Genomic DNA, 23,389 nt, shown 5'->3' on the forward strand with positions numbered 1-23,389 from the left:
AATCATTCAGCCAAAACGGACGTTTATTACCGAATGCAGAGTTTTGTCCTACTGATGTGGCTGACGCTATGCGCAGCACAGGATGCTCGAGAACGGCACATCGCCAATGGCCTGACCCTTGGCGCAGGCGTGTTGGCGCTGGCCTATCTGCTGTGGACGGGCACTACCTGGCTGGGAGCCGAGGCGGTGCAGGGCGGCTGGGCTTTTTTGCTGGCGTTGGCCTTTACCTTGCCCGGTTATGCGCTGAAACGCTTGGGCGCAGGTGATGTGAAATTGATGTCCGGCCTGGGGCTGGCGACGGATGGCATGCACCTGCTCGGCGTGTTCATCGGCGCCGGATTGGCCAGTGTGCTGTGGCTGCTGCTGGCGCCAAGAGTCTGGCTTCATATGGGACAAGGGCTTAGAAATCGTCTTCGCTATTTGGAGCCGGGAATGTCAAAGAAACAGCCCTTTGCGCCCTTCGTGCTGATAGGCCTGTTGCTCACACTCGCCTGGTTTTACTAGTCGCCCGTTCTATGTACAGAGTCGGAAAGTACGTCTACTTTCAAACCAGTAGTTGTACCGCCTATGGCTATCGGTACAGGAGTGGTCAGCAGGGAGTTGCACGTGAACAAGCCTACCTCGGCAATGAAAATCCTCGTGGTTGACGACCAGCGGCTGATCGTTGAGCCGCTTTGTGAATTTCTTGAGCGCAGTGGTTATCGCTGTGTGCCTTGCGAGTCCAGCCGGCAGGCGGTCGAGCGTTTCAGTGAGGACGAGGCGATCGGCCTGGTGCTCTGTGATTTGCACATGCCCGGCCTGGACGGGATTGAATTGATTCAGGCGTTGCAGCGGCTATCCGGCAAGCACCGCGCATTCGAGGCGATCATGCTCACCGGGCGCGCGGACAAACAGGATGTGATCAAGGCGTTGCGGGCCGGGTTTGCCGATTATTATCAGAAGCCAATTGATCTGCATGAGTTGCTCGACGGGATTGCGCGTCAGCAAGTGGCGTTGCAGGAGCGGCAGAAGAGTGTGCAGCTGGGGCATTTGAATCAGAAGCTGCAGTATCTTTCCGAGTCGATCGATGATCTGTATCAGGATCTGGATAAGGTTCGGCGTGGGCCGCGGTTGTCGGTTTCCCCTGATGACGATGTCAGTGCTGTGGATCGGGTTGAGATTCCGGCGATTTTCAGTCATCTGTCGCCAAGGCAGTTGGATGTGGCGCGGTTGGTGGGGAAGGGACAGACGAATTACCAGATTGCCTGTGAGTTGGGGATTACCGAGAACACGGTGAAGCTTTATGTGTCGCAGGTGTTGCGGTTGACGCATATGCATAATCGGACGCAGTTGGCGCTTGCTTTGACGCCCATTCAATCCGGGTTGCGGCAGCGGGTCACCGCTCACTGAAAATGTGGGCGACCTGTATTGGGTTGATTGAGTACATATCCGTTGCTGCGGTAACGGCCGCTTAGGGTTTCGCCCTTACGGCGAGGCACTTTTTTCAAACGCCAAAAAAGTACCCCAAAAGGCTCGCCCCGAGCGTCCGGCCCCTCGCCTAGGCTCGGTGTTCCTTCGCTCCGGCATTCATCTGGGGGCATCGCCTCCGGTCGGCTTCGCTTCGACCTCCTCTCGATGTGTTCGACTTCGTCGAACGGCGCTGCGCGCCTCCCCCCAGATGAACACCTCCACTCAGCCTCCCGAAGGGGCGGGTGGATCAAGATCAAAAGCTGCAGGCGAGCTAACGCTCGGCCTGTTGAGTGGTGAGAAGCGCAAGGCGTACCCGATTTATTGTGGGAGCGAGCTTGCTCGCGAAAGTGCAGTTCAGGCACAACAAATCCCGGATCAAGACTACCCCCCCGTCCCGCCGTCTACCTGCCCGCTCTCATATTGATCAAAGAACTCCGGGATCTCATGCTGATAGCTTTTCAACCAGCGCTGCATGCTCAGCTCGCGCTCGGTCGCGGTTGAGGTTTGCGGTTTCTGGGAAGTCGCCTTGTTACTGCGTTGCAGTTGCAGCCAGCCTTCGGTTTCCTGCTGTTGGGGCGAGGCGGGGCCGGGGTCGATGGCGTGGGTGGTGAGGGGCAGGGCCAGCAGGCCGAGGCAGTAGAGGGCGGTCGGTTTCATCAGGGCTTCTCCCTATTGAAGGGGCGATGTGGCGACGGCGGCGACCTGGTTCGTGGCCGTCGGGCCGGGCTTGCTTGGGGTCTTGAGTCTTTCTGCGCGGGCCTGGGCTTCGGTGACCTGGGCGGGGCTCAGGCCGAGGCGGCTGACCAGTTCGGCGGCGCGGCTCCAGTCGTCTTGGTAGATCAGCAGCGTCACCAGATTCAACGCCGCCAGCTGATCACTTTGCTTGAGCTCCATGGCGGTCAGAAATTCAAAGCGCGCATCCTCGATGCGCAATTGATTGAGGTACACCACGCCTAGGTCGTTGCGGATTTTCTCGTCAGTGGGCGCCAGCCGTGCGGCCCTTTGCAAGTGGGCTTGTGCCAGGCCGTTGTCGCCCCTGGCGGCGGCGAGTTGGCCCAGGCCGTGTTCGGCTTCGGCGGCCAGGCAACTGCCGAGCAAGCTGCGGTATAACGGTTCGGCTTCGCTGCGGCCCAGCAGTCGATACACCTTGGCCTTGCGCAGGCGCACATCCGCCAGGTTGTCGGGCAGGCTTTGCAGGTTGGCGAGGCTGGCGTGCAGTTTGCCGTCATTGGCCATGTCATCGGCGAGGTTCAGCGACAGTTGTTCCTCGGAGGTCAGCTTGGCGCAACTGGCGGTGTTGGTCAGGGCGCTCCAGGGTGTCGCACCGTTACTTGCGCAACCGCCTAATAACAACAGACTCAACCCGGCGATGATGGCTTTCATAACGTTCCCTCTAGGAAGCAAAGGCACGGGACAGGGCAGTGAAGCCCGGGCCGGCCAGTACGATCAATAACGCCGGGAAGAGAAACAGCATCATCACGACGGACATTTTGGCGGACATCTTGGAGATGTATTCCTGAAGACGCGTCAGGCGCCGGTCATCGAGCAGTTGCTTGAGGGCCTGCAGGGATTTCATCGCGCCGCCCCCCTGATGGATCAACTGCTGAAGGATCACGCAGGTGTCGGTGAACTCATCGACGGCCAGCAAGCGTGTGGCATTGTTCAGTTCTTCGCCCAGTTCCAGGCCGGAATCGACCCGGGCCAATACCAGACGCAACTCATGGGTCAGGGCCGGCAATAATTGTTTGCCTTCAATGCTCAACACTCTCAGCGACTGCTCCACCGCCATGCCTGATTTGAACAGGATGCGCAGCAGCGCAATGAAGGTGGAAATCTCGGTCGCCAACTGTTTTTGCCGGCGCTGGGCGGCTGCGGCCAAAAGGCGTTTGGGGAGCAGGTAGCCGATGCCGGTGGCAAAGGCGGGGACGAGCCATTGGTTTTCCACGTGCGGGAAAAATACCCCCTGGGCCATCAAGCTCAGGGCCAGTGCCAACACCGGGGCGCCCACCTGAAGGGCCGCGAACAGCGAACGTCGCCGGGCGCTGCGCCAGCCGAGGCGATTGAGCAGGGTCTGGGTTTCATTATCCAGACTGACCGAGCGTTGGCCGATCCGGCTGCTACCCAGCACCTGCAGCCAGTGACCCACACGGTCGTCATTCAGCCGTTTGCCGTCCAGCCGTTGGGCCACCTGACGAGCCCGTCGCTGCTGTTCCAGCAAACTGCCGAGCAGTAATAACGTAGCGCCCAGAAATAGCAGCGCGCTGATCAGCAGAGGCATTTTCATACGCTGCGCAACATGCGCCAGAGCGCCAGGCTGCCCACCACCTGCAGGCCGAACGCGGACGCGAGCATGATTTGCCCCGAATCGTCGTGCCACATGGCAAGCAAGTAGAGGGGGTTGGTCGCCAGGAAATAGCCGGTCAGGCCAATCGGCAAACAGCCCAGGACCCAGGCCGTCACACGGGTTTCACCAGTCATGGCCCTGAGTTGGCGCGCAGCCTGCTCGCGCTCGCGGATCATCTTGATCAGGTTCTCCAACAGCTCACTGGCATTGCCTCCATAGCGGTGATTGACCCGCAACCCGAGCGCGAACAGGCGCAGTTCATCTTTCTCATACAGTTCGGCGAGGTCCGAGGCGGCGTCCGGCAGGCTGACCCCCAGCTGCACGTTGCGCTGGACCCGGCCCATGGCATTTTTCAGCGGATCTTCGGCAGCATCGATGGCGCCCAGCACCGCATCGGCCAGGGTGCGCCCGGACTTCAGGCTACGCACGGTGTGATCGAGCATTTGTGGCAGTTGTTCGATCATGCGCTGCAGTCGGCGCTGATAACGCCAATTGACATACAAACGCAGAATCAGCGGCGGCAGCAGTAACAGAGCCAGTAAGCCGATCCAGCCACCGGTAGCAAATCCGAGCAAGATGCCAAAGGCCCAGAGCAGCAGCCATACCCCCAGACGCTCGGTGGGACGCCCCAGGCCGGCGCGCAAAAAGGCCCGTTCCACACCCGACCAGGACGATTTCGCCACCACCGGCTCCGGTTGCCCCTGAGTCAGGCGGCCCAGCACGCGTTCGGTGCCGGTCTGACGCATACCGTTGTAGAACAGACGGATCGACAGCCCGAGCAAGATCAGGCAAACGAGAATGAGCAGCAGCGGTTTGAGCATGCTGTGGCCTCAGTACGCAGAGGGAGAGAGCGCCGACTCACGGCGCAGTTTGTCGCCCGCGGGGTTGACCGCCTCACGCATAAAACCGAAACCGCTGCGCCGGTCGAGCCGGAACAAGGTATTGGTGACGTAGACGTCATCGCGGATGCCGACTACCTCCACCACCTCGCTGACGCAGCGGCGGCCGTCGGGCATGCGCGTCAGCTGGATGACTACATCCAGCGCGGCGCAGATCATTTGCCGCAGGGTGCGTTCGGCGATGGTGCGGCCCGTCAGGCCCACCAATGTCTCCAGGCGCAACAGCGCATCCTGGGCGTTGTTGGCGTGCACGGTACTCATGGAGCCGTCGTGGCCGGTGTTCATTGCGGTGAGTACGTCCAGCACTTCGACGCCACGAATCTCGCCGAGGATGATCCGGTCCGGACGCATCCGCAGGGCGTTGCGAATCAGGTCACTGGCCTTCACTTCGCCGTGACCTTCGGCATTTGGCGGCCGGGTTTCCAGGCGCACCACGTGAGGGTGGCCCAGTTGCAGCTCGGCGACATCTTCGATGGTGACGATTCGCTCGTGAGGGTTGATCAACTGGCTGAGAATGTTCAGCAGCGTGGTCTTGCCGGTGCCGGTGCCGCCGCTGATCAAAATGTTGCAGCGCTTGCCCACGGCCTCCTGAATGAAGTCGAAGATGGCCTGATCGATGGTTTGCATCGCCATCAGGTCAGAGCTTTTGAGCATGTCCTTGCGAAATTTACGTATCGACAGGCAAGGGCCGTCGAGGGCAATCGGTGGAATGATCGCGTTGACCCGGCTACCGTCGGGCAGTCGTGCGTCGACCATCGGCGACGACTCATCGAGCCGTCGTCCAAGGGGCGCGAGGATCCGTTGCATAACCCGTTCGACGTGATGCGCATCGATGAAACGCAGGTCGCTTTGATGCAGTACGCCGTCGCGTTCAATGAACACCCGGTGCGGGCCGTTGACCAGAATCTCCGTCACCGCCGGGTCCCGCAACAGCACTTCCAGGGGGCCGAAACCGGTGAGTTCGTCGACGATTTCTTCGGCCAGACGCTCCATTTCATAGCGGGAAATCGCCAGGTGCAGCCGGGCGATGTACTCGGCAGTCTTGTCGATGACGAACTGTGAGAGCACCTGCCGCGAACCCTCCAGCAGGTTTTTGCCGGACTCCTCGATGGCGTCGATGATGTAGCGGTGCAGCACCAGTTTCAGGCCTTCGTGGTCGGTGTTGCCGCTGGTTGTGCGGACAGGCGCGCCGAAGAGTTTTTCACCGCTCATTGCGCACCCCTCAAGCGGTTGAACCAGCCAGACTTGGGCTTGGCCAGGCCCTCGGAGCGCTTGGCCAACCGTTCGCCGAGGGCGCGCAGGCTTTGAGTCAGGCCTTCGCGGGGGGCCAGTTCAAACAGAGTCACACCTTGGTTCTTGGCGTTAAGCCGCACTTCCGGGCTGTAGACGAGGGTCGCGATGATCTCCATGCCGAAGCTTTTGCCCAGGGTCTCGGAGTCCGGTGAAACGTTGCGCAGGTAGCGGTCCACCAGCAGCTTGGCGTGATCGAGCTTCATGCCTTTTTCACGCCACAGGTTGAGTACCGCCAGGTTGCGGCGGCAGTCGAGAACGTTCTGATCGGTGTACCACAGCAACTTGTCGCAATGGCTGACGAAGGTGCGCAACGCTTCGCTGTCCGGCTGGCCGGTGAGGTTCACCACAATGTGCTGGAAGTGTTGGCGCAGGGCGCTGAGTAGCATGTACAACTCGGCGGCACTGGTGTGCTCCAGCGGTTCATCGTGATCGGCGTAGGCGAGGATCCGCAGGCCCGCGTCGCAACGGGTGAAGGCGCTGTCGATCAGCGTCGCATCGAGGCGCCGCAAATGCCTGAGCGCATCGCCGAAGTGAAACGAACTCTCCAGCCCGAGCAAGGCCAGGCTGTCGCCGTGTGGCAGGCCCAGGTCCAGCAACAATGTTTGCTGACCGCTCTTCTGCACCACTTGCGCCATGTGGGAGGCGAGCAGCGCGCCGTCGGCGTTGCTCTGCACACCGTAGAGCACGGTCAAGCCACCGAGTTGGGTGTTTGAGGCCACCGGCGGCAGCCGTTTGCTCAGCCGTCGCACCAACCCCGAAACTTCGCTGGAACGCGAACCATAGGCCACGAAATCCCGTGCACCGGCGCGCATGGCATTGAGCACGAGTTGGTTGTCCATACCATCGCCCAGCGCGACGATCGCCAGCATCGGTTTGGCTTCCAGGGCACCTTCGATCAGTGCGCTTTGGGCCACCACGTGTTCGCGGTCCAGGCCGACGAACACCAGGCTGGCGAAGGTCACGTCCACTAGCGCCAGCAATTCGTCAAGGCTCCCACCGCCGGCGCTGACCACTTGGCCCAACGGGGCGAGGGCGCCTTGCAGCCACTCAAGGTCGGTGCTGTTGCGCGTAATCGCGAGGAAGGTCTGGCTCAGGTTCTGGCTCATTGCGATAATCCGCTGCGTTTATCGAAGTTGCCGTTTTCGAGGAAGTACAGGCGATACCAGTTCGGGTCATAGTTGCGCAGCTTTTCACCCGGCAACGACGGCAGTTGTGCGTTGGCAGCCAACGGTTGGACCAGGTGCGGCGTGACGATCATCAGCAACTCACGCTCTTCGCGGTTGACCGATGAGTTGCGAAAAAACGCACCGAGAATCGGGATATCGCCCAGGCCTGGAAACTTGCTGACTTGCGACGTGTTTTGAGTGCTGATCAAACCGCTGATGACGAAACTCTCGCCATCGGCCAGGGAAATGCTGGTGTCGGTGCGGCGTATGGTGAACGCCGGAACGGTGGTGCCGCCGATGGTCACACCGTTGTTGTAATCCAGCTCGCTGACCTCCGGCGCCACTTTGAGGACAATGCGGTCGTGACTGACCACGGTCGGCGTCAGCGTCAGGCGGATGCCGAATTCCTTGTATTCGATGGAGTAACTGTCGCTGTTGGCGCTGGGCACCGGAATCGGGATTTCACCGCCGGCCAGGAAACTCGCGCTCTGCCCGCTGAGGGCCACCAGACTCGGCCGCGCCAGGGTGTAGGCAAAGCCGCTGCCCTCCAGCGCATTGACGATGCCGAGAAATTTACTGCTGCCACCGCCCCAGACAATGTTGAAACTGTCGTTGAGTAACGGAATGCTGGGCACCGCGATCCGCGGATCAATGTTGAACAGCGGCACCACGCCCGGCGTCACGCCGGTATTGGGCACCGTGCCGGGTGCGCCGAAGAGGAAATTGTTGGAGCCCTTGCCGAAAATCGACGTGCCGGCCTCTTTCAGTTTGGTCCGGCTGACTTCGACGAAACGAATGTCGGTTTGTACTTGCGACGGTAGCAGTGGGTCATCAGAGGGTAACCGTGTAGCGGTGGTCATCGCCGCGGTGGCCTTGCCCTGAACGAACACCATGCTCTGGCGCGGAGCGCTGGCGCAGGCGGTCCAGACCATCAGGCTGGTGGCGCCTGGGGCCACTCCGGTGAGTAAAAACGCTTGATTGCCGTTGACTCGCACGTCGGCGATTTTCGGGTCGCCCACCGCCACCCGAGTGATTGCTACCGGCGATTGCACCTCCTGTTGCAGCCCTTCACTGACTTCCAGTACCGCAGGCAGCGAACCTAGCGCGGCGCAATTGCCGGCGGCTGCGAATGTTACGCCAAGCGGCACGCCGCTCAGTAAAGAGATCCAGAGCAGGCCTTGAAACAGGGGCATGGAACGACTGCGCATTTAGATGCGTCCTTGCTCGATTCAGGGGGTTTGTTGGGTAATTTCGTTGCCGCGGATGACTTCCACGCTCGATTTGCGCGGAGCTGTGCCGCCGTGGGTGACGACAGGTTTGGGTGGGGGCGTCATGGCCAGTTGGCTGAACTGGATCAACTCGCGGTTGGTATCGGCAAGGTTGGCCGATGAATCGCTTTCGCCGGCCCAGTAACGAGCCAGACGTTTTTCACCGGCGCTGCGTACGGCCAGGCGCAACACGCCGGCCTGGGCCGCCAACATCAGGCGACTCAGTAGTTGTTCGGGGACGGCAAGCAAGACGCTGCGGGCGCTGGCGCGCGATTGTTCCTGCCTGAGTTTTTCTTCGTTGCTGCGGGCCGGGCTGGCGGGTTGACCGTCGTTGGTCAACCCCATCTGTTCGCCCACCCCGAGTACCCGCAAGGCCGGCACCACCAGTTGAGCCGACGGCTGAAGGTTGTTGTTGTCCATGCGCAGAAACAGCAGCACATCGACATAGTCCCCCGGTGTCAGTTGCCCACCGGCATTGATCACTTCATCCACCGCGACGGCGAGGGCGCGTTCATCGGGACGAATCATCCGTGCCACTCTGCCGCCGGCTTCGAAGCTTTCATCATTGAGCCAGCTACCGGCACTGAGGGCGCGCCAGGGCGTTCGGCCAATTGCTTGATCGAGGCGGCTCAGGCTGCCGGCCGGGACGGTACGGAGTTTTTCCAGGGCAACGTCGGCGGCAGTAATCGGCGCGAATGGCGGCACGTCATGAAGGAGTACCACCACCGGTTGGCGGGTGGTGTCTTCCACCGGCGCAGGTGTCGGGGCCGTGGGCGCGGTCGAGACAACGCTGGATTGCACGACAGGCTCGGGGGCCGGTTGACGGCTGAGGGTGAAGCCCCAGTAACCGGCAATGATGGCGCCCACTAAAAACAATCCGGCCAGGGCCAGAGTAATACGGCTGTTCATGACGGCTCTCCCTTTCCTGCTGCTTGAGACCCCGTCACCTGCAACGAGACAACTTCGCAATCAGGCAGCTATGAACATGGAACTATTTCGCTATTTGAAGGTAGCTCAGCTAGAGCGAAACGCCATTACTGGTCTGAAAAAAACTAACGAAAGTAGGCAGCCAGGGTGAAAATGTGCCTTTTTTGGCGTCAATGAACCAACTAATACTTTAGTGATAATTCGTTCTTACAGTTGTGAGTACGGGGAATGCCGACAATGCTGATGCTGGCGAAGGGGAATCATGTTGCAGTCGTGCAACAACCGTCGTCTTCCAGGAGAAACGCCATGTCCTTTTCCACGCTTGCGCAGAAGATCAAATCCGAAATCGCTTTTTACAAAGGCTTGGCCAAAGATACCGAGGGTGCCTCGGGCATTGAGTACGCGATCGTTGCAGCCATGGTTGCGGTGGTGATTGCCGGCCTCAGTACAGGGATGGGGACCTCGATAACGAACCTGTTCAACAGCATCAAAGCCGTCATCGATTGAAGCGAGAAGACGCACCGGCAGCTTGCCAATGCTCCAAAGGGCTTCTAACGTCAGCGCTCAGTCCATGCAGGTGTTGCCCATGATCTCTTCCGTACTCCCACGACAACAACTTCTTCTGGTCGATGATGAGGAGGACGCGTTGTTGGAGCTGGCGGAGTTGCTGGAGGGCGAGGGCTTCAATTGCTTTACCGCCACCTCGGTCAAACTCGCGTTGCAACATCTGACGCGCCATCCGGATATTGCGTTGGTGATTACTGATTTGCGGATGCCGGAGGAGAGCGGCATGTCGTTGATCAAGCGGTTGCGCGAGCATACGTCCCGCCAGCATTTGCCGGTGATTGTGATGTCGGGGCATGCGGACATGGAGGATGTCAGTGACCTGTTGCGGTTGCAGGTGCTGGACCTGTTTCGCAAGCCGATTTATCACGTGCGGTTGTTGGAGACGCTTAATAATCTGTTTCCCCAGCCCCGACTGAGATCCGTTGGGACCTGACTTTTTGAGGGTGTACATCCACTGCCGCGCGATCAGGCAACAGGCTGCCAATGCCCCACCATATGCTCCAGATCCCCCGCACCCACCAACCGTAAATCCCCACTGACCCCCGCCGCACTGGCCAGCAATGTCACTTCACTGGGCAACCGCACCGGTTTGCGAAACTGCACCGCAATCTCGACATTCGCCGCCGGCAGATGATCGGCAAGTGCCGCCAGGGTTCGGGCCTTGTTCCACAAGCCATGGGCGATGGCCGTCGGGAAACCGAAGAGTTTGGCGCTGACGGCGCTCAGGTGAATCGGGTTGTAGTCACCGGACACGTTGGCGTATTGCCGTCCAATGTCCGAGGGCGCGTTCCAGTGGGCCACCTCTGGCATCTCCAACGTCGATGCCAACACCTCCTCGACGGGCTCGCCTTCGAGTGTGACGCCGCGGCACAGCATCTGGCTTTCAGCTTCCCACAACGCCCCCAACTGATCGTCGAGCGTGGTCACCAGATCGAACGTTGCGCCCTTTTCATGGGGCTGAAGGTTTTGCACCTGAACGCTGACCCGCACACGATTCACGCCGCCCATTGGGCGAAAGATTCGAATGCGGTTGCGCAGGTGAATCAACCCCAGCAGCGGGAACGGAAATTCCTTGGCCGTCAGCAATTGCATCTGCAAAGCGAAGGCGAGGATGTGTGGATAGGTCGGCGGCAGCAGGCCGTTGTCGGCAAAACCGCAGACCTTGCGATAGGCCGCCAGGCGCGTCGGGTCGACATTGACCCAGCAGCGTAAACCCGAATCGGGCAGGGTGGTGCCGGTAATTTTGCGTCGCGTCGCGGCCTGCACGTACAGTCCCGACAGGCTCGGTTCGCGGTTGAGTGTGTGCCAATCGATGATCATGCCTAAGCCCCCAAAACACTTTGCCCGCACACTCGCAGCGCTTGCCCGGTGAACGCGCCGGTGCCCGGTTGAGCCAGCCACGCTACCGCTTCGGCGACGTCTTGCGGCAGGCCGCCCTGGCCCAGCGAACTCATGCGCCGCCCGGCTTCACGCACGCCGAACGGAAGGTGCGCGGTCATCTGGGTTTCGATGAAACCGGGTGCCACTGCGTTAATGCTGATGCCGCGCTCATTCAGCAACGGCGCCCAGGTCTCGGCCAGACCGATCAACCCGGCCTTGCTCGCTGCGTAATTGGTTTGCCCACGATTGCCGGCGATGCCGCTGATGGACGCCAGCAGGATCACCCGACCGTTGTCGTGCAGGGTGCCGTTGTCGAGCAATGCCTTGGTCAGCACTTGCGGAGCATTGAGGTTGACCGCCAGCACCGCATCCCAGAATTCCGGGGTCATGTTGGCCAGGGTTTTATCCCGCGTGATGCCGGCGTTGTGAACGACGATGTCGATGCCGTCGGGCAATTGTTCGATCAACTGCGCGGCAGCGTCTGCGGCGCAAATGTCCAGGGTGATGCTGCGCCCACCGAGGCGTGCGGCGAGGGCTTCAAGGTCGGTTTTAACCGGCGGTACGTCGAGCAGGATCACGTCGGCACCGTCGCGGGCCAGAGTTTCGGCGATGGAGGCGCCGATGCCGCGTGCCGCGCCGGTGACCAGCGCCTTGCGGCCGGACAGTGGGCGAGTCCAGTCCGTCACCTGCGTGTCGCAGGCGTCCAAGCGAATCACTTGCCCGGAAACGAACGCACTTTTGGGCGAGAGGAAAAACCTTAGCGGGCCTTCCAGTTGATCCTCCGCACCGTCGCCGACATAAATCAGCTGCAGGGTGCCGCCGTTGCGCAGTTCCTTGGCCAGCGACCGGCTGAAACCTTCCACCGCACGCTGGGCACTGGCGGCGAACGGATCGCTCAAGGTCTGCGGCGCGCGCCCCAGAATCACCAGGTGCGCGTTGTGGTCGAGGTTTTTAATCAACGGCTGGAAGAACTCGCGCAGCTGTTTGAGTTGATCGGTTTGCACCAGGTCACTGGCGTCGAACACCACGGCTTTGAGTTTGGGGCCGTGGCCGGGAATCCACGCAGTGGCCAGTGCGGGTTCGGTGCCGTAGCTGTAAATCGCGTCGGTCAGGCGGTTGGCGAAGGCACTGACTTTTTCCGCCAGCGGACCACCGCCTATCAACAGCGCCCCTTCAACAGGGCGCAGGTGGCCAGCTTGCCAGCGCTCCAGCCGAACCGGCGACGGCAGACCCAGGGCCCCGACCAAACGATGGCCGATGGACGAATTGGCGAAGTCGATATAGCGGTCAGACATGGAACGCGCTCCAGCAGCTGGGATTCAAAGTGTGGACCATGAATGGCGATCAGTCGTTCGATCCACCAGATAAGGCCTACGCTTGTGCGTTGTTAGCCTTCACAGAATAGGAAGCTTTTCATGACTCAGCTTCGCCGCGTTGCGATTATTGGTGGTAACCGTATTCCCTTCGCCCGTTCCAACGGGCCGTATGACACCGCCAGTAACCAGGCGATGCTCACCGCAGCGCTCGAAGGCTTGATCGAACGCTACAACCTGCACGGTTTGCGCATGGGCGAAGTGGTGGCGGGGGCGGTGCTCAAGCACTCCCGGGATATGAGCCTGACCCGCGAGTGTGTGCTCGGCTCGCGGCTGTCGCCGACCACCCCGGCCTACGATATTCAACAGGCGTGCGGTACCGGTCTGGAAGCGGCGCTGCTGGTGGCGAATAAAATCGCGCTGGGCCAGATCGAATGCGGTATTGCCGGCGGCGTCGACACCACGTCCGACGCGCCGATCGGCGTCAACGAAGGCTTGCGCAAAATCCTCCTGCAAGCCAACCACGCCAAAACCACCGCCGACAAACTGAAAACGTTCCTGCAGCTACGCCCCCGTCACCTGATCCCGGATCTGCCACGCAACGGCGAGCCACGCACTGGCCTGTCGATGGGCGAGCACTGCGAGTTGATGGCCCAGGCCTGGAATATTCCGCGCGCCGAACAGGACCAACTGGCGTTGGAGAGCCACCAGAAAATGGCCGCGTCCTACACCGAAGGCTGGCACAACGATTTGATGACGCCGTTCCTCGGCCTGACCCGCGACAACAACCTGCGCCCGGACCTGACCCTGGAAAAACTCGCCTCCCTCAAACCGGTGTTCGAGAAAAGCGCCAAGGGCACCCTGACGGCGGGTAACTCGACGCCGCTCACCGATGGCGCGTCGCTGGTGCTGCTGGGCAGTGAAGAATGGGCCAAGGAACGTGGCTTGCCGATCCTCGCCTATTTGCGCGATGGCGAAGCGGCAGCGGCGGATTTCGTCAACGGCGCCGAAGGGCTGTTGATGGCGCCGGTGTATGCGGTGCCGCGTTTGCTGGCGCGCAATGGCCTGACATTGCAGGACTTCGACTACTACGAAATCCACGAGGCCTTCGCCGCGCAGGTGCTCTGCACGCTGAAGGCCTGGGAGGATCCGGACTATTGCAAAACCCGCCTCGGTCTCGATGCGCCGCTGGGCTCCATCGACCGCAGCCGCCTCAACGTCAAAGGCAGTTCACTGGCGGCCGGGCATCCGTTTGCCGCTACCGGCGGGCGCATCGTCGCGAGCCTGGCGAAGTTGCTGGATGCAGCGGGGCAGGGCCGAGGGCTGATCTCGATCTGCGCCGCCGGTGGCCAAGGTGTTACGGCGATTATTGAGCGCTGAGGATCGCGGTGTTGTGTTGCGCCGCCAGCTCAGCGCGCTGAATACATTTGTAAGAATTGATGACTTAGCCTAACGTCGGCCTTATCTACCGTCTTGCGACATAAGGTCAAATAATGCCGGCTAGCGGACAACTTACCCTCGAACGGACGATTCCGACGTTGACGGCGCTGCCGCGTCCGCTCTATGCCCGTGCGGAAAGTCTCAACGCCGGTTCGTGGACGCCGTCTCATCGACACGATTGGGTGCAGTTTTCCTACGCGATCAGCGGCGTTCTCGGCGTGCACACCGCCGAAGGCAGTTTCTTTGCGCCGCCGCAGTGGGGGATCTGGATTCCGGCGGATCTCGAACACCAGGTGGTGACCTCGATGCGCGCCGAAATGCGCAGCCTCTATGTACGCCGCGAGGATTGTGAATGGGCAGACGGGCGTTGCCGGGTGCTGGAAGTGACGCCATTGGCCCGGGAGCTGATCAAGCATTTTTGTTTGCTGGCGGTGGAGTATCCACAGGGCGACAGCCAGGAATCGCGGCTGGTCGGCGTGTTGCTGGATCAGTTGGCGCATCTGCCGGAAGTCGGCTTCTCGCTTCCGTTGCCGCGCCATGAACGGTTGCTGGGGTTGTGCAACGAACTGATCGAAAGCCCTGAGCGGAGTGTGACGTTGCAGGAGTGGGCGCAGCGGTTGGGCATGTCGGAGAAAACGCTGATGCGTTTGTTCCAGCGTGAAACCGGACTGAGTTTTCGTGGGTGGCGGCAGCGGATGCGGTTGTTGTCGTCATTGAGTTTGCTGGAGGAGGGGAACAGCGTGACCAATGCCGCGCTGTCTTGCGGGTATGACTCGACTTCGGCGTTTATTGCGGCGTTCAAAAGTCTGTTCGGGTTTACCCCCGGAGAACTGTTTAAACAGTGACGACGCTAAAAGATCGCAGCCTGCGGCAGCTCCTTGTATGTTGACCCTGATTCCAACGAGAGAGGTTACGCTCAAGGATTCATACAGCAGCAAGTACGTTTCTGGGGGAGGCCGATCGCTCCTGAAGGCAGGATTCGCTCCTGACCTTGTCTGTAGAGAGGCCCCCCCGCCTCATTGCCCACCACGAAGAGTATCGAGAAGCCGACAAGTCGGACTTCGCATTACAAGGTTGCAGTGGCATGAAGTTCGAGGTCGGGGGAACCAGAAGCAATCTTACCGAAAGTCAGGGAAGTGAAAAGCATGAATACTCATGTCGGCATAGACATTGGTGCCAAAACGTCTGCCATGGGATGGCGGCAGAACGGTAAAACATCAGGCCAGTGGGACATTCAGCACACACCCAAGGGGCGTAAGGCTGCCGTGACCAAGATGTTGGGCCTCAAACCGCTGAGCGTGGTCATGGAGGCCACCGGCATTTACTACCTGGACCTTGCGCTGGAGTTGCACGCCGCCGGCCTACCGGTCTCGGTGATCAACCCCAAAAGCTTCCATAATTTTGCCAAGCTGATGCTGCAAAACAGCAAAACTGACCAGATTGATGCTCAACTGCTGGCCGAATATGGTGAACGCATGGCGCCTAGACTTTGGGTGCCACCTACTGCAGATCAACTGATGCTGCGTGCGATTGGTCGTCATATCAACCGGCTGATTGGCCATCGGACCCGAGCCAAGAACGAGTTGCACGCATTACAAGCGACGGAAACGAGTGTTGAACTGCTGATCGAGGATGAAAAAGATGCGATTGCAGCGCTGGACACACGGATTGATCGTTTGAAGAAGGCCGCACGCGAGGCCATCGCCAAATGCCCGGATCTGAGCTTGCAGTTTCGCTGCATGATGGCCGCCCCCGGCGTGGGGGAAGCCTCGGCCATCGCCGCACTGGCTGAGCTGACAACGCTGCCGGTGACGCTTAAATCGGCACAGGTCAGCCGTTATGCAGGGCTCGACGTAAGGTTGACCCAGTCAGGCACCAGCGTGAACCGGCCAGGCCGGATGTCCAAATGCGGCAACGCGTATTTACGGGCAGCGATGTTCATGCCGGCAATGACGGCAATCCGCTGTGATGAGAATGTGAAGGCCTTTTACGAGGCGCTGGTAGCTCGCGGCAAGAAGAAAATGCAGGCCATCGGAGCAGTGATGCGCAAATACCTGACCGGGTTATGGGCCTGCATGCGATCTGGAGAAGAATTTAATACGGCCAAACTTTTTAGCGAAAAACATCTCGCGAAAGCTTGACCGTGAACAGAGTATCTACAGGATGTAAGACGATCCCCTGTAGGAGCTGCCGAAGGCTGCGATCTTTTGATTTTTAGGTTCTAAAGCGCCGAACCAGTCCATCCAACTCACTCGACAACCCCGCCAGACTCTGCGAATCCAGCCGCGCCGAGTTCGCCAGTTCCGCCACCAACTGCGCATCACCATGAATCTGGCTGATGTGCCGATTGATGTCTTCAGCCACCTGATGCTGTTCTTCCGCCGCAGTAGCGATCTGGGTGTTCATGTCGCGGATCACGTCGACCGATTCGCGAATCAGCCCGAAGCTGCTGCGTGCTTCACCGATCCGCGTCACCGATTGCTGGGACACTTGCAGGCTGGCGTGCATTTGCTGAGTCACCTGACTGGTGCGCTTGGCGAGGTTGCCCAGCAAACCGTCGATTTCCGCCGTGGAATCGGCAGTCCGCTTGGCCAGCGCCCGAACCTCATCGGCGACCACCGCAAAACCACGACCCTGTTCACCGGCCCGTGCCGCTTCGATGGCCGCGTTCAGCGCCAGCAGGTTGGTCTGTTCGGCAATCGAGCGAATGGTCCCGAGGATTGACTGAATGTCGTTGCTGTCGCGCTCAAGCTGTTGCATCGACTGGGCCGACTGTTCGATTTCCTGGCTCAAGCGATCGACGCTGGTCACTGCCGCATCAATCTGCTGCTGACCTTCGCGCGCCTGGCGCTGGCCGCTGTCGGCGGATTCCGCCGCCTGGCTGCAAGAGCGCGCGACTTCGTTGGCGGTGGCGACCATTTCGTGGAACGCCGTGGAGACCATGTCCACCGCTTCACGCTGACGCCCGGCCGCTTCGGCCATGTCGCTGGAGACCTGGGTCGAACTCCTGGAGGTGGCGAGGATCTTGTTCGCGGCGCCGCCAATGCTCTGAATCAGGTTGCGAATCGCCGCCAAAAACTGGTTGAACCAGCTGGCCAGTTGAGCGGTTTCGTCGCTGCCACGGATTTGCAGGTTCTTGGTCAGGTCGCCTTCACCTTGGGCGATACCTTCCAGACCGCTGGCCACGCTGCGGATCGGCCGCACGATGAGGCTGGCGAAACTGGCGCCGACGATGGCGAAGAACACGGCCAGCACGGCGGCGATGATCGCGATCAACCAGGTCAGTTGAGTGGCCGAACTCATCACGTCGGTTTGCTTGATCAGGCCGATAAAGGTCCAGCCCAGTTGCTCCGACGGCCAGACGTTGGCCATGTAGCGTTCGCCGTTCAACTCGACTTCCACCAGCCCTTTGCCGGCCTTGGCCAGTTGCGCGTAGCCGTCGCCGAGGCTGCTCAGCGCTTTAAAGTTGTGTTCCGGTTGCTTCGGATCGACCAGCACGGTGCCGGTGTTTTCCAAAAGCATCAGGTAGCCGGTTTCACCGAGCTTGATCTGTTTGACGATTTCGGTGAGCTGCTTGAGCGTCACGTCGATGCTGACCACGCCGCCATGGGTGCCCAACTTGTTGTCGATGGTGCGCACGGTGCTGACGTAAGTCACGTCGTCCTGGGCCCAGTAATAGGCCTCAGTGCGCAACGGCTTGCCCGGTTTGGCCTGGGCTGCCTTGTACCACGGTCGCTGGCGCGGATCGTAATTGCTCAGCTTCGCATCGTCCGGCCAGGACACATAACCGCCCGCCGCGGTGCCGAGGATGGCATAGGCGTAGGACGGATGGCTGTTGCCCAGGTCCTGAAGCAGGGCGAAGACTTTTTTATCCATCTCGCCTTGCGGAATGCTCTCGGCGTTGGCACTCATATAGGTCTTGAGGCTGTCGTCGGAATTCTTGATCAGCGGTTGGGTCGCCAGGTAATCCACGTTCTGGCTGATGCCGTCAAAGAACAGTTGCATGGCGTTGCTGACCTGACGAATTTCACGACCACTGCCGTCGACGAAATTGTCCTTGGCATCACTGCGCAAGTTCATCACAACGAGGGTAGCGACCAGCACCACCGGCAAGCAGGCGATGATTGCAAACGCCCAGGTCAACTTCTGTTTGATGTTCATCCGCGCTCCAGATTTTTCTTGTAGGCCCACGCAGTGCAGATGACTCGCGGATTATTGGCAGAACGATTGTCGGACAAATCACTTTGTCACTGATGAATTCGGCTGATGGAGGCGGAAATTGAGGCCTATTAAGAAAAATCCTACGAAGGGTATGAATCGAGGTGTCAACTTCTGTCGCAAATACCCCCCAGCCCTACAGCAACACGTGACGCTGGTTCAGCTATGATCTGGGGCGGCCGATGACGAGGGTCGGATTTGCCTGATTAATCCGGCACAGTGTGTGTTTCTTGATGTCGATGGGAACGTTCATAGGTCGGCAACCCCTCCCCCGAATGAGTGGATTGCCGTATAACGAATGACTTTCGCGTGTTTGGTAATAAAGGACCCCCAATAAAAGCTGATGAAGACTCCAAAACGCATTGAACCCCTGATCGAGGACGGTCTGGTCGACGAGGTGCTGCGCCCACTCATGAGTGGTAAAGAAGCAGCTGTTTATGTAGTGCGCTGCGGTAACGAGCTACGTTGCGCGAAGGTCTACAAGGAGGCAAATAAACGCAGTTTCCGTCAGGCGGCCGAGTATCAGGAAGGCCGTAAGGTGCGCAACAGCCGTCAGGCTCGGGCGATGGCCAAGGGCTCCAAGTTTGGCAAGAAAGAAACCGAAGACGCCTGGCAGAATGCCGAAGTGGCGGCGTTGTTCCGTCTGGCCGGTGCTGGCGTTCGGGTCCCTCAGCCTTACGACTTCCTTGAAGGCGTGCTGCTGATGGAACTGGTGGCCGACGAGTACGGTGATGCCGCCCCGCGTTTGAACGACGTGGTGCTGGAACCGGATCAGGCGCGCGAATATCACGCATTTCTGATTTCGCAGATCGTGCTGATGTTGTGCACCGGGCTGGTGCATGGTGACCTGTCGGAGTTCAACGTACTGCTGACCCCGACTGGCCCGGTGATCATCGACCTGCCGCAAGCGGTGGATGCGGCGGGCAACAACCACGCGTTCAGCATGCTGGAGCGGGATGTTGGCAACATGGCGTCCTACTTCGGGCGGTTTGCGCCGGAGTTGAAAAAGACCAAGTACGCCAAGGAAATGTGGGCTTTGTTTGAAGCCGGCACCTTGCACCCGGCCAGTGTCTTGACCGGCGAGTTCGACGAGCCGGAAGAGTTGGCCGACGTTGGCGGGATCATGCGCGAGATCGAGGCGGCACGCCTGGATGAAGAGCGTAAGCAAGCGGTGCGTGCGGCAGATGATGCGCCACCGGGCAAAACCGAAGAGCCGCCTCCGCCCTGGATGCAGTGATTGGTTGATGAGAAACTAGGGGGGAGGGATCTATTTTCCAAATGTGCGGATTGAGCTACATACCGAAAGAATGGGCCTTTCCGCACGACAAGTGGACACCTAAAAAACTTGCGAAAGGAGTGAAACAACCACACATACACAGCACGAAAACCACATAAAAACCAGTCATAGTTTGCCGAAAACCACACACTATGAGCACGAAAAAACCGTTTTTACCCCCCCCGGGCGGGTCAGTTTTCAACCCGTGTTGACACCTATTTGATCTCTCGGCTAGATCAACGCAGCCTTCACAAGCCCTACAAGTGTTGATTGACCTCATCACCTCGTTTGAAGCGTTATTATGACGCATCATTTTGCAGGAGAGGTGGCTAGTTTTAAAGCCAATGTCGATTTTGCTCCACACCGGTTCAGCGTCCGGGATGCCGCACCTTCCCACGTACGCTTTTCAGCGCGTAGAATTTTGTGCCTGAGACTGCCGTAGACTTTCCCGACGACTCATAATCAACGGCCACACCAACAGCAACATCTTTTGTTGGGCGACCGGTGACGCCAAACGTCACGGGGAAAGAAGTACCTCGGGTATTATTATTCGTTGCAAAATCTGACACTTCGCCCAGCGTCAAACGGTATGTTCTTGCTGATGTTGATCCCCGCGCCGACATCCAGGTTTTTCACCCGATCAAAGGTTATATCCGCGTAATGAGCGATCACCACCTGCACCGCTTGATTGCGCTATGCGGTGCCATCCCAGGCACCGGGTGCGCCAACAACCCCCGCCGACACTGCGCCCCGGGTGCTCAAGAGTGAGCGTTCCATTTCGGTAACGGGCATCGAGTAAGCAAAAGCGCTGGCGCTCAGCACGCCTTGCCCGGGAAAGGCAAATAAACACATCAACGGGATGCGCCCGAACCGTAACAGGGCCAGCGCGACCAAGCCGTCACTCGGAAGATCGTCTGAAGATCTCGGACTCACTCGCGCGGCTCGCGGGGCGCAAGTGCGGCCTTCGTCGTGGAGGTTGTTTCGATGCGAAGTCATTTAATCAAATTGCCTGTGGCTACGGACGTGACGCAACCCCGTGCGCACGTGCCGCAGTCCAGGCAACGTAAAAACCACCTGCTCACCAGAATTCACAACCCTTCTCACATAAAAGTGCCTGCTGCCCGCACTGGTTGCCTTAGTGATCCCCTCGTGATCCAACACTGAGCGCTCCAAACGGAATCAACTCATCGCTGATTTGGCTGATGCAGGCTGCGGCTTTAGTCAACCAGCTGTGTCAGGTGCTTCATAAATTGCCGGCGCGCTGCTGGACTGAGCCTGTGGAATTTCACCAGCAGTTCAGCTTCGTCGTCATCCACAGCATAGAAATACGATGCTGGCACGTTGAGCACTCTGCCTAAACGCTCCATAAAATCCGGGTTGGGAACTCTTTTCCCCAACTCATAGCGATTCATTCGGGTACTCGCTGACATTTCGTCCAGCCCCGCCTGTAGCCCAAGCCCCTCTTGCGATAGGCCGGCGAGCACGCGTGCTTGCTTGATTCGCTTGCCCAACATACCCATCGAATCGATCCAGATGTAAAAAACAACATCGTGCAGATCAAAGGCTCGCTAAATACTACCGTATTGGTAGTATCTAGGTGCGAGCGTATTAGTGATTTTGCCGATCGTGCGTAGTTTCAGCGGTGAACTCGCTGAGAGAGAGTGAGTCACAGGCCGTGATCGCCCCAGTGCCTGCGATGGTGTGGACCGTAACAAGTGGTTTGGCCATTGGCCTGCTCTCACTGAGCGTTTCCGATACCAATATCTGCGACAGCGCCAACTCAACACTTTATCAAGGAGAGAACAGCGGATGTTCAACCCAGCCAATCAGCCGCACTTCAGGTTGACAATCGACGGTTACGACCATGACTTCCAAGTGCTTGCGTTCAGCGGTCAGGAAGCAATCAGCAGTCCCTACTTTTTCAACGTTGAGCTCGTTAGCGGTCGGTCGGACATAGACCTCAAAAGCCTTACTGACAAACCGGCTTACCTGGCTTTTGGCACGAAGGGAGACGGCATCCATGGGCGAATTTACCACGTCGTCCAAGGAGGTGTTGATCAGCAATTTACGCGCTACAGCGTGGCTTTAGTCCCAGATCTAGCCTACTTGCGTCATCGTGTCAGCACCAAAGTCTATCAATGGCTCTCCGTGCCGGAAATCGTCGCTTTAACTTTGGAAGAGCACGGCATTTTGAGCGACGCTTATCGGTTTCAACTGAACTCGATCTATGCTGAGCGCGAACATTGTGAGCAATACGGAGAATCTGACCTGCATTTTATTCAACGCTTGTGCGAAGAAGAGGGCATTCATTACCACTTCCAGCACAGCGCTCAAGGCCACGCGCTGGTCTTTGGCGATGAGCAGCCGGTTTTTCCGAAGATGGGGCAACCCACACCTTATCGACCGGAGAGTGATCCAGCGTCCGACAAGCCGCTGATCAAACGCTTCACTCTACAGTTGAAGACCCTCACCCACTGTGTATTTCGCCACACCTATAATTCTGAGCCGCCGCGCCTTCCGGAAGGCGCATCCTCTCATCGTGAGAAAAGCGCGGGGCACGAGGATGCCTTGATGCGTTTTATCGGCCCTGAGTCCGGTAAACAAATCAATCTGCATACGCTGGAACGCCGCCACGCTGCTTATTGCCAAGCCGAGGGGCAAAGTAACCACTCCCAGTTGGTCAGTGGCCACGTCCTGGAAATATCAGGGCACCCGCGCCAAGAGCTGAACGATCTATGGCTCCTGACTAAGGTCTTTCACGAAGGCAAGCAGGCACCAATATGGAGCGGGAACGCCACCATTGGCAGCACTGACAATGAGGATGGCTTCCATCATGGTTACCGCAACTGTTTTATTGCACGTCCCTGGGAGTTGTTCTATCACCCACCTCGGGTTCACAAGAAGCCTAGTGGCCCGAGAGATTAGTCATTTATCTAGGGGTAACGATGCACTGCACGCCTAATGTCATGGTGAAATTAGGCGCATGGTCCGACTGGGCTTGCCTCTACAAAACCGTATCGCTGGTTTCACCGTAATACGGCCTTCGTGCCGGCGCGGCAGACCGGGCTGCTTGATTCGGCGTTCAAGCAGCCAGTTATGATCACGCATGACCCGGCAAACCCGCTTCACATTGATCGCCGGTAGCGACTGTATTTCACTGGCGCGACGCAGCAATCCCCAGACCCGACGGTAGCCATCGCTGGGTAGCCCGCTGACCTGGTGCTGGATTTCAACCACCAGATCAGCATCGTCCACAGGCCTGCTTCGCCGCACTTTGGGCGATACCGATGGTTTGATTCGAACCGTTAATAGCGAGCGCGCTACATCGAGACATTTGCTCATCAGCTTCACTGGTCGCCCTCCGGCAACAAGGGTGAGTGCGCAACCTATTTTCGCGACCGGGCAATCTCCACGGCCTCTTTGAGGATTTCTGCTTCTATCGTTTTCCTGCTCAGCATCCGTTGCAGTTCACGGATCTGCTTGAGCGCATCGCGCAGTTCAGAGCCAGGTACCACGGCTTCACCGGCACTGACCGTCGACAAACTGCCTTCCTGGTCAAGCTTGCGCCACAGGAACAACGGGTTGGGATTGATGCCGTGACGCCGAGCCACCAGCGAAACACTTAGCCCTGGCTCAAGGCTCTCGCGAACCATGGCCAGTTTTTGCTCTGGGCTCCAGCGGCGACGCCGCTCCAGGAAAGACAGTACATCAACTCAAACTCTCACCCACGCCTCTACCCGCTCATAACACCATGAGCAAAATTCGCAGTGTGCCTCATCGTCATCTAACAAAAAAATAACCCGGCGCATTTGGAGACGGCTACGCCGGGTTAAAAGTGAAATCGTATAA

The 23,389-nt window shown here is 59.0% G+C and carries 23 protein-coding genes and 1 pseudogene; 9 read left to right on the forward strand and 15 right to left on the reverse strand.

Features of this window, described 5'->3' with window-relative positions; translation table 11 throughout:
• The first annotated feature begins 33 nt into the window (after positions 1-33).
• Positions 34-504 carry a prepilin peptidase gene (locus ACYZTX_RS04630; RefSeq protein WP_462033148.1) on the forward strand — a complete coding sequence of 157 codons (471 nt, stop codon included), beginning with the start codon at positions 34-36 and terminating at the stop codon, positions 502-504.
• A gap of 63 nt (positions 505-567) precedes the next feature.
• Entirely contained in the window at positions 568-1,389 is an 822-nt protein-coding gene (locus ACYZTX_RS04635; protein ID WP_462033149.1) for a response regulator, read from the forward strand.
• Between the two features lie 441 nt (positions 1,390-1,830).
• Here the strand turns inward: ACYZTX_RS04635 and ACYZTX_RS04640 are convergent, their stop codons facing one another.
• Genes ACYZTX_RS04640 through cpaB form a run of 8 tightly spaced genes read right to left on the reverse strand, consistent with a single transcriptional unit; the run spans position 1,831 to position 9,328 of the window.
• Positions 1,831-2,106, reverse strand: coding sequence for a DUF3613 domain-containing protein (locus tag ACYZTX_RS04640; protein WP_462033150.1), 276 nt, complete (start codon positions 2,104-2,106; stop codon positions 1,831-1,833).
• A gap of 12 nt (positions 2,107-2,118) precedes the next feature.
• On the reverse strand, positions 2,119-2,832 hold the full coding sequence (locus tag ACYZTX_RS04645) for a hypothetical protein (RefSeq protein ID WP_462033151.1): 714 nt from the start codon (positions 2,830-2,832) through the stop codon (positions 2,119-2,121).
• A gap of 10 nt (positions 2,833-2,842) precedes the next feature.
• Positions 2,843-3,733 (reverse strand): type II secretion system F family protein, encoded by an 891-nt coding sequence (locus tag ACYZTX_RS04650; protein ID WP_462033152.1) that lies wholly within the window; start codon positions 3,731-3,733, stop codon positions 2,843-2,845.
• Positions 3,730-4,614, reverse strand: coding sequence for a type II secretion system F family protein (locus ACYZTX_RS04655; protein WP_462033153.1), 885 nt, complete (start codon positions 4,612-4,614; stop codon positions 3,730-3,732). Before ACYZTX_RS04655 ends, ACYZTX_RS04650 begins: the two co-directional genes overlap by 4 nt.
• 9 nt (positions 4,615-4,623) lie before the next feature.
• Positions 4,624-5,904 carry a CpaF family protein gene (locus tag ACYZTX_RS04660; protein WP_462033154.1) on the reverse strand — a complete coding sequence of 427 codons (1,281 nt, stop codon included), beginning with the start codon at positions 5,902-5,904 and terminating at the stop codon, positions 4,624-4,626.
• Entirely contained in the window at positions 5,901-7,091 is a 1,191-nt protein-coding gene (locus tag ACYZTX_RS04665; protein WP_462033155.1) for an AAA family ATPase, read from the reverse strand. The genes ACYZTX_RS04660 and ACYZTX_RS04665 overlap by 4 nt, the downstream gene beginning before the upstream one ends.
• The gene (locus tag ACYZTX_RS04670) at positions 7,088-8,359 is read right to left on the reverse strand and encodes a type II and III secretion system protein family protein (protein ID WP_462033156.1); all 1,272 of its coding nucleotides are present in this window, start codon (positions 8,357-8,359) and stop codon (positions 7,088-7,090) included. Before ACYZTX_RS04670 ends, ACYZTX_RS04665 begins: the two co-directional genes overlap by 4 nt.
• A 21-nt stretch (positions 8,360-8,380) precedes the next feature.
• Complete coding sequence (gene cpaB, locus ACYZTX_RS04675; RefSeq protein WP_462033157.1) at positions 8,381-9,328, reverse strand: Flp pilus assembly protein CpaB; 948 nt, start codon at positions 9,326-9,328, stop codon at positions 8,381-8,383.
• Positions 9,329-9,583: 255 nt separating this feature from the next.
• On the opposite strand from cpaB, the gene ACYZTX_RS04680 reads away from it, so the two are divergent.
• Both ACYZTX_RS04680 and ACYZTX_RS04685 read left to right on the forward strand, forming a co-directional pair.
• Positions 9,584-9,853: a Flp family type IVb pilin gene (locus ACYZTX_RS04680; protein ID WP_462033158.1), complete on the forward strand. Its 270-nt coding sequence runs from the start codon at positions 9,584-9,586 to the stop codon at positions 9,851-9,853.
• A 79-nt stretch (positions 9,854-9,932) separates the two neighbouring features.
• A complete protein-coding gene (locus ACYZTX_RS04685) occupies positions 9,933-10,346 on the forward strand; it encodes a response regulator (protein WP_462033159.1) in 414 nt (137 codons plus the stop codon).
• 32 nt (positions 10,347-10,378) lie between these two features.
• Here the strand turns inward: ACYZTX_RS04685 and ACYZTX_RS04690 are convergent, their stop codons facing one another.
• Positions 10,379-11,233 (reverse strand): MaoC family dehydratase, encoded by an 855-nt coding sequence (locus ACYZTX_RS04690; RefSeq protein ID WP_462033160.1) that lies wholly within the window; start codon positions 11,231-11,233, stop codon positions 10,379-10,381.
• Positions 11,234-11,235: 2 nt separating this feature from the next.
• Positions 11,236-12,588: a 3-oxoacyl-ACP reductase gene (locus tag ACYZTX_RS04695; protein ID WP_462033161.1), complete on the reverse strand. Its 1,353-nt coding sequence runs from the start codon at positions 12,586-12,588 to the stop codon at positions 11,236-11,238.
• 120 nt (positions 12,589-12,708) lie between these two features.
• On the opposite strand from ACYZTX_RS04695, the gene ACYZTX_RS04700 reads away from it, so the two are divergent.
• The 3 genes from ACYZTX_RS04700 to ACYZTX_RS04710 all read left to right on the forward strand — a co-directional run bounded on the left by ACYZTX_RS04700 (position 12,709) and on the right by ACYZTX_RS04710 (position 16,187).
• Entirely contained in the window at positions 12,709-13,986 is a 1,278-nt protein-coding gene (locus ACYZTX_RS04700) for an acetyl-CoA C-acetyltransferase (RefSeq protein ID WP_462033162.1), read from the forward strand.
• Between the two features lie 113 nt (positions 13,987-14,099).
• The gene (locus tag ACYZTX_RS04705) at positions 14,100-14,891 is read left to right on the forward strand and encodes an AraC family transcriptional regulator (protein ID WP_462033163.1); all 792 of its coding nucleotides are present in this window, start codon (positions 14,100-14,102) and stop codon (positions 14,889-14,891) included.
• A gap of 300 nt (positions 14,892-15,191) precedes the next feature.
• Entirely contained in the window at positions 15,192-16,187 is a 996-nt protein-coding gene (locus ACYZTX_RS04710; protein ID WP_462033164.1) for an IS110 family RNA-guided transposase, read from the forward strand.
• 73 nt (positions 16,188-16,260) lie between these two features.
• Here ACYZTX_RS04710 and ACYZTX_RS04715 read toward each other — a convergent pair whose 3' ends face one another.
• Together ACYZTX_RS04715 and ACYZTX_RS04720 are read right to left on the reverse strand one after the other, a co-directional pair.
• Entirely contained in the window at positions 16,261-17,028 is a 768-nt protein-coding gene (locus ACYZTX_RS04715; protein WP_462036985.1) for a methyl-accepting chemotaxis protein, read from the reverse strand.
• Positions 17,029-17,118: 90 nt separating this feature from the next.
• Positions 17,119-18,207, reverse strand: a pseudogene (locus ACYZTX_RS04720) (cache domain-containing protein); the annotation flags it as partial.
• Positions 18,208-18,607: 400 nt separating this feature from the next.
• Here ACYZTX_RS04720 and ACYZTX_RS04725 point away from each other — a divergent pair.
• Complete coding sequence (locus tag ACYZTX_RS04725; RefSeq protein ID WP_123369234.1) at positions 18,608-19,501, forward strand: PA4780 family RIO1-like protein kinase; 894 nt, start codon at positions 18,608-18,610, stop codon at positions 19,499-19,501.
• 1,256 nt (positions 19,502-20,757) lie between these two features.
• On the opposite strand, the gene ACYZTX_RS04730 is transcribed toward ACYZTX_RS04725, so the two are convergent.
• Positions 20,758-21,060 (reverse strand): helix-turn-helix domain-containing protein, encoded by a 303-nt coding sequence (locus ACYZTX_RS04730; RefSeq protein WP_462033165.1) that lies wholly within the window; start codon positions 21,058-21,060, stop codon positions 20,758-20,760.
• A gap of 289 nt (positions 21,061-21,349) precedes the next feature.
• On the opposite strand from ACYZTX_RS04730, the gene tssI reads away from it, so the two are divergent.
• A complete protein-coding gene (gene tssI, locus ACYZTX_RS04735; protein WP_462033166.1) occupies positions 21,350-22,465 on the forward strand; it encodes a type VI secretion system tip protein TssI/VgrG in 1,116 nt (371 codons plus the stop codon).
• A gap of 39 nt (positions 22,466-22,504) precedes the next feature.
• Here tssI and ACYZTX_RS04740 read toward each other — a convergent pair whose 3' ends face one another.
• The gene (locus ACYZTX_RS04740) at positions 22,505-22,891 is read right to left on the reverse strand and encodes a transposase (RefSeq protein WP_462033167.1); all 387 of its coding nucleotides are present in this window, start codon (positions 22,889-22,891) and stop codon (positions 22,505-22,507) included.
• Between the two features lie 35 nt (positions 22,892-22,926).
• Complete coding sequence (locus ACYZTX_RS04745; RefSeq protein WP_462036986.1) at positions 22,927-23,244, reverse strand: transposase; 318 nt, start codon at positions 23,242-23,244, stop codon at positions 22,927-22,929.
• Between the last annotated feature and the right edge of the window lie 145 nt (positions 23,245-23,389).

Source organism: Pseudomonas sp. MDT1-17 (assembly GCF_054898105.1).

What these genes read in the sequence shown, in the direction of transcription:
- ACYZTX_RS04630 (WP_462033148.1), top strand. Translation starts at nt 34, where the DNA reads ATGCAGAGTTTTGTCCTACTGATGTGGCTGACGCTATGCGCAGCACAG.
- ACYZTX_RS04635 (WP_462033149.1), top strand. Translation starts at nt 568, where the DNA reads ATGGCTATCGGTACAGGAGTGGTCAGCAGGGAGTTGCACGTGAACAAG.
- ACYZTX_RS04640 (WP_462033150.1), bottom strand. Translation starts at nt 2,106, where the DNA reads ATGAAACCGACCGCCCTCTACTGCCTCGGCCTGCTGGCCCTGCCCCTC.
- ACYZTX_RS04645 (WP_462033151.1), bottom strand. Translation starts at nt 2,832, where the DNA reads ATGAAAGCCATCATCGCCGGGTTGAGTCTGTTGTTATTAGGCGGTTGC.
- ACYZTX_RS04650 (WP_462033152.1), bottom strand. Translation starts at nt 3,733, where the DNA reads ATGAAAATGCCTCTGCTGATCAGCGCGCTGCTATTTCTGGGCGCTACG.
- ACYZTX_RS04655 (WP_462033153.1), bottom strand. Translation starts at nt 4,614, where the DNA reads ATGCTCAAACCGCTGCTGCTCATTCTCGTTTGCCTGATCTTGCTCGGG.
- ACYZTX_RS04660 (WP_462033154.1), bottom strand. Translation starts at nt 5,904, where the DNA reads ATGAGCGGTGAAAAACTCTTCGGCGCGCCTGTCCGCACAACCAGCGGC.
- ACYZTX_RS04665 (WP_462033155.1), bottom strand. Translation starts at nt 7,091, where the DNA reads ATGAGCCAGAACCTGAGCCAGACCTTCCTCGCGATTACGCGCAACAGC.
- ACYZTX_RS04670 (WP_462033156.1), bottom strand. Translation starts at nt 8,359, where the DNA reads ATGCGCAGTCGTTCCATGCCCCTGTTTCAAGGCCTGCTCTGGATCTCT.
- cpaB (WP_462033157.1), bottom strand. Translation starts at nt 9,328, where the DNA reads ATGAACAGCCGTATTACTCTGGCCCTGGCCGGATTGTTTTTAGTGGGC.
- ACYZTX_RS04680 (WP_462033158.1), top strand. Translation starts at nt 9,584, where the DNA reads ATGCTGATGCTGGCGAAGGGGAATCATGTTGCAGTCGTGCAACAACCG.
- ACYZTX_RS04685 (WP_462033159.1), top strand. Translation starts at nt 9,933, where the DNA reads ATGATCTCTTCCGTACTCCCACGACAACAACTTCTTCTGGTCGATGAT.
- ACYZTX_RS04690 (WP_462033160.1), bottom strand. Translation starts at nt 11,233, where the DNA reads ATGATCATCGATTGGCACACACTCAACCGCGAACCGAGCCTGTCGGGA.
- ACYZTX_RS04695 (WP_462033161.1), bottom strand. Translation starts at nt 12,588, where the DNA reads ATGTCTGACCGCTATATCGACTTCGCCAATTCGTCCATCGGCCATCGT.
- ACYZTX_RS04700 (WP_462033162.1), top strand. Translation starts at nt 12,709, where the DNA reads ATGACTCAGCTTCGCCGCGTTGCGATTATTGGTGGTAACCGTATTCCC.
- ACYZTX_RS04705 (WP_462033163.1), top strand. Translation starts at nt 14,100, where the DNA reads ATGCCGGCTAGCGGACAACTTACCCTCGAACGGACGATTCCGACGTTG.
- ACYZTX_RS04710 (WP_462033164.1), top strand. Translation starts at nt 15,192, where the DNA reads ATGAATACTCATGTCGGCATAGACATTGGTGCCAAAACGTCTGCCATG.
- ACYZTX_RS04715 (WP_462036985.1), bottom strand. Translation starts at nt 17,028, where the DNA reads ATGGCCGAAGCGGCCGGGCGTCAGCGTGAAGCGGTGGACATGGTCTCC.
- ACYZTX_RS04725 (WP_123369234.1), top strand. Translation starts at nt 18,608, where the DNA reads ATGAAGACTCCAAAACGCATTGAACCCCTGATCGAGGACGGTCTGGTC.
- ACYZTX_RS04730 (WP_462033165.1), bottom strand. Translation starts at nt 21,060, where the DNA reads ATGGGTATGTTGGGCAAGCGAATCAAGCAAGCACGCGTGCTCGCCGGC.
- tssI (WP_462033166.1), top strand. Translation starts at nt 21,350, where the DNA reads ATGTTCAACCCAGCCAATCAGCCGCACTTCAGGTTGACAATCGACGGT.